Source organism: Exiguobacterium sp. TDN 0502, from assembly GCF_050846835.1.
Lineage (GTDB): Bacteria > Bacillota > Bacilli > Exiguobacteriales > Exiguobacteriaceae > Exiguobacterium_A.
On sequence record NZ_JBOZGJ010000006.1, the window covers coordinates 160,393 to 168,265 of the forward strand.

Annotated in this window: 8 protein-coding genes; 3 read left to right on the forward strand and 5 right to left on the reverse strand. The window is 46.1% G+C overall.

What is annotated here, in order from left to right:
• Positions 1-60: 60 nt before the first annotated feature.
• The gene (locus tag ACRPK8_RS08790) at positions 61-318 is read right to left on the reverse strand and encodes a hypothetical protein (protein WP_053452309.1); all 258 of its coding nucleotides are present in this window, start codon (positions 316-318) and stop codon (positions 61-63) included.
• 262 nt (positions 319-580) lie between these two features.
• Entirely contained in the window at positions 581-2,314 is a 1,734-nt protein-coding gene (gene ade / locus ACRPK8_RS08795; RefSeq protein WP_432237888.1) for an adenine deaminase, read from the reverse strand.
• Between the two features lie 124 nt (positions 2,315-2,438).
• Here ade and ACRPK8_RS08800 point away from each other — a divergent pair, with 124 nt between their 5' ends.
• Both ACRPK8_RS08800 and ACRPK8_RS08805 read left to right on the forward strand, forming a co-directional pair.
• A complete protein-coding gene (locus ACRPK8_RS08800) occupies positions 2,439-2,978 on the forward strand; it encodes a gamma carbonic anhydrase family protein (RefSeq protein WP_432237889.1) in 540 nt (179 codons plus the stop codon).
• 111 nt (positions 2,979-3,089) lie between these two features.
• Positions 3,090-3,275: a hypothetical protein gene (locus ACRPK8_RS08805; RefSeq protein WP_432237890.1), complete on the forward strand. Its 186-nt coding sequence runs from the start codon at positions 3,090-3,092 to the stop codon at positions 3,273-3,275.
• A gap of 145 nt (positions 3,276-3,420) precedes the next feature.
• Here ACRPK8_RS08805 and ACRPK8_RS08810 read toward each other — a convergent pair whose 3' ends face one another.
• Positions 3,421-5,004, reverse strand: coding sequence for a glycine betaine ABC transporter substrate-binding protein (locus ACRPK8_RS08810; protein ID WP_432237891.1), 1,584 nt, complete (start codon positions 5,002-5,004; stop codon positions 3,421-3,423).
• Positions 5,001-6,128 carry an ABC transporter ATP-binding protein gene (locus tag ACRPK8_RS08815; RefSeq protein WP_432237892.1) on the reverse strand — a complete coding sequence of 376 codons (1,128 nt, stop codon included), beginning with the start codon at positions 6,126-6,128 and terminating at the stop codon, positions 5,001-5,003. Before ACRPK8_RS08815 ends, ACRPK8_RS08810 begins: the two co-directional genes overlap by 4 nt.
• Positions 6,129-6,321: 193 nt before the next feature.
• Between ACRPK8_RS08815 and ACRPK8_RS08820 the strand changes: the two genes are divergently transcribed.
• A complete protein-coding gene (locus ACRPK8_RS08820) occupies positions 6,322-7,317 on the forward strand; it encodes a LysM peptidoglycan-binding domain-containing protein (RefSeq protein ID WP_432237893.1) in 996 nt (331 codons plus the stop codon).
• A gap of 75 nt (positions 7,318-7,392) precedes the next feature.
• Here ACRPK8_RS08820 and ACRPK8_RS08825 read toward each other — a convergent pair.
• The coding region (locus ACRPK8_RS08825; RefSeq protein ID WP_432237894.1) for an IS3 family transposase at positions 7,393-7,873 on the reverse strand (481 nt) is incomplete at its 5' end.

The following is a 7,873-nucleotide window of genomic DNA, read 5'->3' on the forward strand; positions in this document are numbered from 1 at the left end:
TGCTTGTTTTTGTTTTCTAAAAACAACAAAGACCCCTTCTGACGGAGCCATCGGGGGTCTTTACTGTGCGATTTGTTTGTAAAAAGCAATCTCTTCATCCTGTCCTTCTTCCACTGCGCGGAAAAATTCAGCGAAATACGCGTACAGGACTGTTCGTTCTTCATACGTTGGTCTCGCTTGGCGAATGACAGAAAAGGCAAGATTCCGTAATTGTCGTTTCGTCCGTCGGTGTGTCGGCAAAGCGTGGAATTGACGTGTAAACGAACGGTAGACGTCTGCAATCAAGGCTTCATGTCCTTCAAAATATGATTTATCCATTATCTGATCCCCTTTCTTCATTATCTCTTTCTTCTCTTCTACGAAATATTCTTAGTAAAAGTTTCATCAAAAGTGATATGTCTCACAAATGATATAGAACCTACTATAACAAGCTTTCCAAAATGATTCAACATCCTAACTATTAAGTTTCGTTAAGGATTTCGGATGCATTTCGTAAAGTCTTCTCCCCTAATCTTATCGTTGTGTCTCTCTCATGAAAACGGTCTGAGTCCTGGCATAGGACTCAGACCCGAGACGGACGTCAGTCCGCTTGAACCGGTATATGACGGAAGTGTTTGACATCAAACAATCCGCTATCCGTCAGCTTCAGTTCTGGAATGACCGGTAAACAAAGGAACGACATCGTCAAGTACGGGTTAAAGGACCGATCGGCTTCTAACACATCAAGCGCATCATTTAATGCCTCGAGTGTATCCCCGACCTCCTGGAACGGGCGATTCGTCATCAAACCAGCAATTTCAAGTGGCAATTCAGCAAGGACATCCTGTCCGTTAACCGCGATGACACCACCACCGGCTTCAACAAGACGCTCTGCCGCTAACTGCATTTCAGCGTCCGATGCTCCTACGATGACGAGGTTGTGCGAATCATGGGCAACCGTCGCTGCAATCGCGCCACGTTTCATCTTGAACCCTTTCACGATTCCGACAGCCGAGAACGACGTCCCGTGATGGCGTTCGATGACGGCGATTTTCAATAAATCCTCATCCGGTACAGGTACGAACTGCCCATCTTGAAGCGGAACATCCAGGATCAGATGCTCGGTGACGATACTTTTCGGAATGATACCGATGACGTGCGCGCGTGATGATTCAAGCGGAAGCGCAAATACTTCCGGTATGATCGGTTTGGTATTCAACGCCCCTCGTAATGACTCTGGTACATGCGCGCGGCGTCCCGGGCGAATCGTTTTCCCTGCTCGCGCGACGCAATTCCCTTGAATATAAACCTCGTCAATCACGACGTTATCCGCATCCGATAACAAGACGAAGTCCGCCCGGCGTCCTGGTACGATGGCTCCACGATCGTCTAAACGATACGCGTTCGTTGCGTGCAACGACGCCATCGCGTACGCTGTCTCACGTTTAATCCCATGGCGAATCGCATAGCGGATGTTGTAGTCGATCGTTCCTTCACGCAACGTATCATCTAAGTGCTTATCATCCGTACAGAAGAGGAAACGACTGGCGTTGCTCTCTGTCACAGCATCGAGTACTTCTTTTAAGTTTCGCGCTGCCGATCCTTCGCGTACCTCGACATAAAGACCACGGCGAGCCCGCGCGATCGCATCCTCCTTACTGACGGATTCATGATCCGTCCGGATGCCAGCGACACCATAGATGTTGATTTCGCGTGGTCCGAGTCCCGCTGCATGTCCATCGACCAGTTTTCCAGCGTCTTCGATCTGTTTGATTTTTTGAAGCATGTCGCGATCGGTCCGTTCGACGGCAGGATAATCCATGACTTCCCCTAACCCATGGACCCCCGGATGATTGACGAACGGTGCCAGTGCTGCTGCGTCGAGTGAGGCTCCTGCATGTTCAAATGACGTCGCAGGAACACAGCTCGGTAACATCATACGGACGTCAAGCGCAAGTCCTTCTGCATCCTCGAGCATGAAAGACAATCCGTCTGCCCCTTTAACGTTTGCGATCTCATGCGGATCCGCAATAATCGTTGTGACGCCTAACGGCAAGATGGCTTGTTCATACTCACTCGGTGGCACCATTGATGACTCGATATGGACGTGTGCATCCACGAAGCTCGGTGCAATGAAGCGCCCCTGCCCTTGACGATTTTCAAGTCCCTCATATCCTTCTCCGACAGCAGCAATATAGCCTGAATCAATCGCTACATCTGCCGTATAGGTCTCGCGTGTCATGACGTCGATGACTGAAATATTCTGATACACGACAGCTGCTTTCTCTTTTTTCGCAGCAATCGCAATCAATCGTTCCCGAACTGTTTGTTCCATTCTGTCTCCTCCTGTTGCAAGCGTATTTTTACCATCTTACAATTAGTTTGGAAGCAGTTGCAATTCATTTTTTATCACGTCAAGATGAAAGAGTATCGATTTCATGTCTGAGGGGGAAAAGCGTATGAAGTATCGTGTCGGTTCACTTGTTCCAAACATCGATCCATCCGTGTATTTAGCAGATGGATCAAAAGTCATCGGTGAGGTTTCAATCGGAAAAGACTCGTCTGTCTGGTTCAATACAGTCATTCGGGGCGATGAAGGTCCGATTCAAATCGGCGAACGCGTCAATATTCAGGATGGTTCAATGATTCATCAGTATGAAGGGTATCCGACGATCATCGAAGACGAAGTAACGATTGGGCACATGGCGATGATTCATGGGGGAATCATTCGAAAAGGAGCACTGATCGGGATGTCGGCAACAATTCTCGATGAAGCAGAGATTGGAGAAGGGGCATTCGTTGCTGCCGGAAGTCTTGTTCCACCGAAAATGAAGGTGCCAGCAGGAGCAATGGTCATGGGCGTTCCGGCAAAAATCGTTCGGGATATCAGTGATCATGATCGCTTCATCATGGAGCGAACGGTCCGAAAATACGTGAAACGCGGTCAACAATACGCATCGAGTTGCGAAGCAATCGAAGAAGATTTGACAAGTTTGTGAGAATGTTTACAAAGTTCACTCGTTCTTAACAGCTCCCCTCTTCCATCTTTACATTTCTTTCGTACACTAAAGGTGTAAGAGATGAATCAAGACACAGAGAGGGGATTTTATATGATTCCAGTATTCGAAGAACGGATCATGTCTGATTTATTTTCATCGACGAATAACCCGAGTTATGGCTTACCGACGTTACCCGAATCCGAAGCGGATCGGTTGACAGTCGAGATCCAAGAACGTATCGTTAAAGATGCCGAGTATCGCCTTGGAACATTAAACCGAGAGGAAGAACGTGTATGATTCAGCAACGCACAGTTCGCGCTTGGCTCGCTAGTCGCATCAAAAAATAATTTAATCAATTGATTACGTATTTCCCAAAACGATATAGCGCGTCAGCGCGCATTTAAAAAGAGCCGAAGCGGATTCCCGCCTCGGCTCTTACTGATTATTTTGAGATTAATCCTTCTTCAATCAAGAAGTCACGCGCGACTTTTTCAGGGCGCTCTTTCTCAACATCCGCTTTGTAGTTCAGTTCCTGCATTTTCTCATCCGTGATTTTATCCTTCAATGTGTTGAGGACTTTTTTCAGTTCTGGATGCTCTTCAAGCGTTTCTTGACGCACGAGCGGAACCGCGTAGTATGGCGGGAAGAATTCCTTATCATCTTCGAGAACCGTCAAATCGAATTTTTTCAAAAGACCATCCGTCGAAAAACTATCGATGACGTTCGTCCGACCGTTCGTCAATGCCGTATAACGAAGACCGCCATCGACAGGTTGGACATCTTTGAACTTCATATCCGGATATTTTTTCTTCAGACCGAGATAACCGTCTTCCCGGTTCGCGAATTCAATCGTCGATCCGAGAATCAACCGATCGCTGACTTTTGACATATCCGAGACTGTCTTTAAATCATACTTTTTAATATCTTCTTTTGTCATGGCAAGCGCATACGTATTGTTAAAGCCAATCGGATCAAGGACATCGACCTGACTTTTCTCCGGAATCATCTTTCCGACTTTTGCATACACGGCCTCCGGATCCGTCTCGACGTCTTGCTTCAGAACGTCGATCAGCAAAGTACCTGTGTACTCGACATACGCATCGATTTCTCCTTTTTCAAGTGCCCCGTAAGCGACTTTCGTCCCCCCGAGATTCAACTGACGCTCGACTTGTAAATCTGTCTTATCTTCAATCAAATCAGCTAACATATTACCAAGAATCAGTTGTTCCGTGAAATTTTTTGAACCGATGACGATTTTATCTTCCTTAAGGAAAGAGTAAGCGACTGTACCACCGATTAATAGGAAGACGATGCTTGCGATGGCAATCTTACGTCCTGCTGACATCGCTTTACGGCGCTTCCGTGCTTTATTCTTGATTCGACCATCCGCGAGTGGAATCCCGTTCGGTGCCACCGAATATTCAATCCGACTGACGACGAAGTCGATGACGAGTGCTAAAATACCGGCTGGAATCGCCCCGGCAAGAATCTGGTTGTTATCGACGGTTTGAATACCCGAGAAGACAAGATAACCAAGACCACCGGCACCGATGAACGCAGAAATCGTCATTAAACCAACCGCTGTAACGGCAGAAATCCGAATCCCTGCCATCATGATCGGCAAGGCAAGCGGAATCTGGACCTTACTGAGAATTTGACGATCCGTCAGACCAATTCCTTTGGCTGCTTCAAGTGTATCCCCTGGAATACTCGATAGACCGGTGTACGTATTCTTGACGATCGGTAAAAGCGAATAGAGTACGACCATGATGATGGCAGGTGTTGATCCGATCCCGATGAACGGAATCAAGAAACCGAGTAAAGCAAGACTCGGAACGGCCTGCACGACACTTGTCAGAGCGAGCACCGGCTTCGCGAACTTTTGGTAACGGGTGATTAATATCCCGATCGGAATCCCGAGAATGACAGCGATTACGACGGCAAAGACCGTCAACTGTAAGTGTTCTAACAACAAGTCACCGATTTGTCCGGTGTTGTTTTTTACATAATCAAAGAATCCGTTCATTGGACTTCCTCCTCGTGAATGAATTGCTCACTCAGGACGGAAAGTAAGCTACTACGTGTAATCAATCCTCTTAATTTTCCATTCGCATCCGTTACCGGCAGATAACCTGTCTCTTCCTGATTCATGACTTCAAGAACGTCGAGCAACGAATCATGTTCATTGACGGCGATGATTTCTCCCTCCATCACTTCTTCGATCCGTTGGCTCTTATCCGGAATCGTCTGGATGTTCTTCAACTTGATTAAACCTTGTAAGACGCGGTCACGATCGGTAATCAACAGGCTGTCGACTTTTCGACCGCGCATGATCTCGATTCCCTGAAGTAACGTGCGTTTGCCACTGATTGATACTGGGTCTTCGATCATGATGTCTTCTGCCTTGATGTATTCAGGGCTGCTCCAAATCTTATTTTTCCCGATGAACGATTCGACATACTCATCTTTTGGATGACGCAGGATTTCTTCCGGTGTATCGAACTGAACGATCTCCCCGTCACGCATGATACATATCCGATCGGCTAACTTAATCGCTTCATCCATATCATGGGTGACGAAAACGATCGTCTTTTTCACTTCTTCTTGTAAGTTGAACAGTTCTTCCTGCAAATCATTACGGGTAACAGGATCGAGTGCACTGAACGGCTCATCCATCAAAATAACATCAGGATCATTCATCAGAGCACGCGCGAAACCGACACGTTGTTGTTGTCCACCGCTGAGTTCGCTTGGATAACGATCGATGAATTGTTTTGGATCAAGCCCGACCATCGTCAACAGTTGTTCTGTCCGTTGATCCATTTCATCGTGATCTTTCCCCTCAAGTCCGGCAATCAATTGAATGTTTTCCCGGACCGTCATGTGAGGGAACAAGCCGGTTTGCTGAATGACATATCCCATATGACGTCTTAATTCAATCGTATCCGTCTTCATGATGTCCTTCCCGTTGACTAAAATCGTTCCTGAAGAAGGTTCGATCAAGCGATTAATCATCTTAAGTGACGTCGTTTTTCCACAACCACTTGGCCCGATGAAGACAACGAGTTCACCCTTTTGAATCTCGAGCGATAGACCTTTCAAGACGACATTGTCCTTGAACTGCTTACCGACATTTTTAAATTCGATCATTCCTTCTCACTCCTTTTTACTATTTCCATATATTATGGTTTCCCAAAAAGATTACGGTTTAAACAAATTTTCTGTAATTTAGTTTTATTTCTTTATAAAACGGGAATTTCTTAGTTCTTTTTTTGAAGATAAAGGGAACAGCTTAATAAAGAGTACATTTTTAGCATGTTTTTAATGAAGGAGGTACTAGACGATGAACATCAAGAAACCTACCATCATGATGATCGGATTGCTTCTCCTTAGTCCATTTTCGATTCCGTCACAAGTTGATGCAGCGAGCTCTACGTTCGTGACGAAAGGAACGACGACACAAAAAGTCGTCGCATTGACATTTGATGACGGTTCAGACGGGACGAACATCGCAAAAATCTTAAGTATCCTAAAAAGTAACCAAGTGAAAGCGACGTTTTTTTTAACAGGTAGTGGCGCAGCCAACCATCCCCAATCGATTAAAAACATCACGACCGCCTCGCCGACACACCAAATCGGCAATCACTCCTATTCACATCCGGATTTCACGACATTAACAGCAAGCCAAATGACGAGTGAGTTATCCCGGACGGAGTCTCTCATCCGGTCCTTGACCGGAAAAACGACGAAACCGATTTTCCGGGCGCCGTTCGGTGCAAGCAACAGTAACGTGTTAAGTGCCGTCGGAGCGGCAGGCTATACGAAAACAATTCAATGGAACATTGATACGACGGATTGGAAGGGCATTTCTTCAACCGCTATCTTGGATCGTGTGTTACCAAAAGTCGTTCCCGGATCGATCATTCTGATGCATACCGGCGCTGGTGCGAAAGGAACACCGACCGCTTTGCCGACGATGATTTCGAAACTCAAAGCAAAAGGCTATTCATTCGTCACGATTTCGGAATTACTCCGCTCACCTACTCCGACAGGTACGACGTATACCGTCAAAGCTGGTGATACACTCTATTCGATTGCCCGTAAATACAACGTCTCGGTCTCTGCCCTCGCGAGTGCGAACAACATCACGAATTTGAATCTGTTGAATGTCGGTCAAGTCTTGAAAATTCCAACAACGACGTATACGGTCAAAGCCGGTGACACACTGTACTCGATTGCAACACGCTACGGTGTCACCGTCACAGCTTTGATGCAGGCAAACAACATTACGAATCCGAACCTCTTGCTCGTTGGACAAGTCTTAAAAATCCCAAACTGAATCTGCTGATCGCAACAAAAAAACGATCCCTCTTAGACTGACCTAGCAATATGAGACACATATAAAACACCTTGATTAGGCTGCCAGTACACCGTATTTTTTCGGTGTCAGGTAGCCTAATTTTTCTTGGATTCGTTCTTCGTTATAGTAATTCAAATAGTTGATAACACGTTCAGAGACCTCATGGTCTCTTAGTGAATTAAACTTGACGTACTGAAACTCCTCAGACTTCAAATTAGAGTGGAACGATTCGATGACCGCGTTGTCCCAACAGTTTCCTCTACGAGACATGCTGCTTGTTAGGTGATTCCTCTTGACGAATTCTTGAAAGGCGTATGACGTATAGACACTTCCTTGGTCCGAATGAAGGATGACCCCCTCGGGGTAGTTTCGATTCTCAAGCGCTATCTTCAACGTATCGATCACAAGAGTCGTTTGCTGATGCTCGTATAACTTGTAGGCGACAATTTCGTTATTATAAAGATCCATGATGGTTGAAAGATATTTCGTCGTGCTGCCATATTGGATATAGGTGATATCCGTCACCCATTTCTGA

Coding starts and splice junctions, on each gene's coding strand:
- ACRPK8_RS08810 (WP_432237891.1), bottom strand. CDS start 5,004: ATGAACGGATTCTTTGATTATGTAAAAAACAACACCGGACAAATCGGT.
- ACRPK8_RS08800 (WP_432237889.1), top strand. CDS start 2,439: ATGAAGTATCGTGTCGGTTCACTTGTTCCAAACATCGATCCATCCGTG.
- ACRPK8_RS08790 (WP_053452309.1), bottom strand. CDS start 318: ATGGATAAATCATATTTTGAAGGACATGAAGCCTTGATTGCAGACGTC.
- ACRPK8_RS08805 (WP_432237890.1), top strand. CDS start 3,090: ATGATTCCAGTATTCGAAGAACGGATCATGTCTGATTTATTTTCATCG.
- ade (WP_432237888.1), bottom strand. CDS start 2,314: ATGGAACAAACAGTTCGGGAACGATTGATTGCGATTGCTGCGAAAAAA.
- ACRPK8_RS08820 (WP_432237893.1), top strand. CDS start 6,322: ATGAACATCAAGAAACCTACCATCATGATGATCGGATTGCTTCTCCTT.
- ACRPK8_RS08815 (WP_432237892.1), bottom strand. CDS start 6,128: ATGATCGAATTTAAAAATGTCGGTAAGCAGTTCAAGGACAATGTCGTC.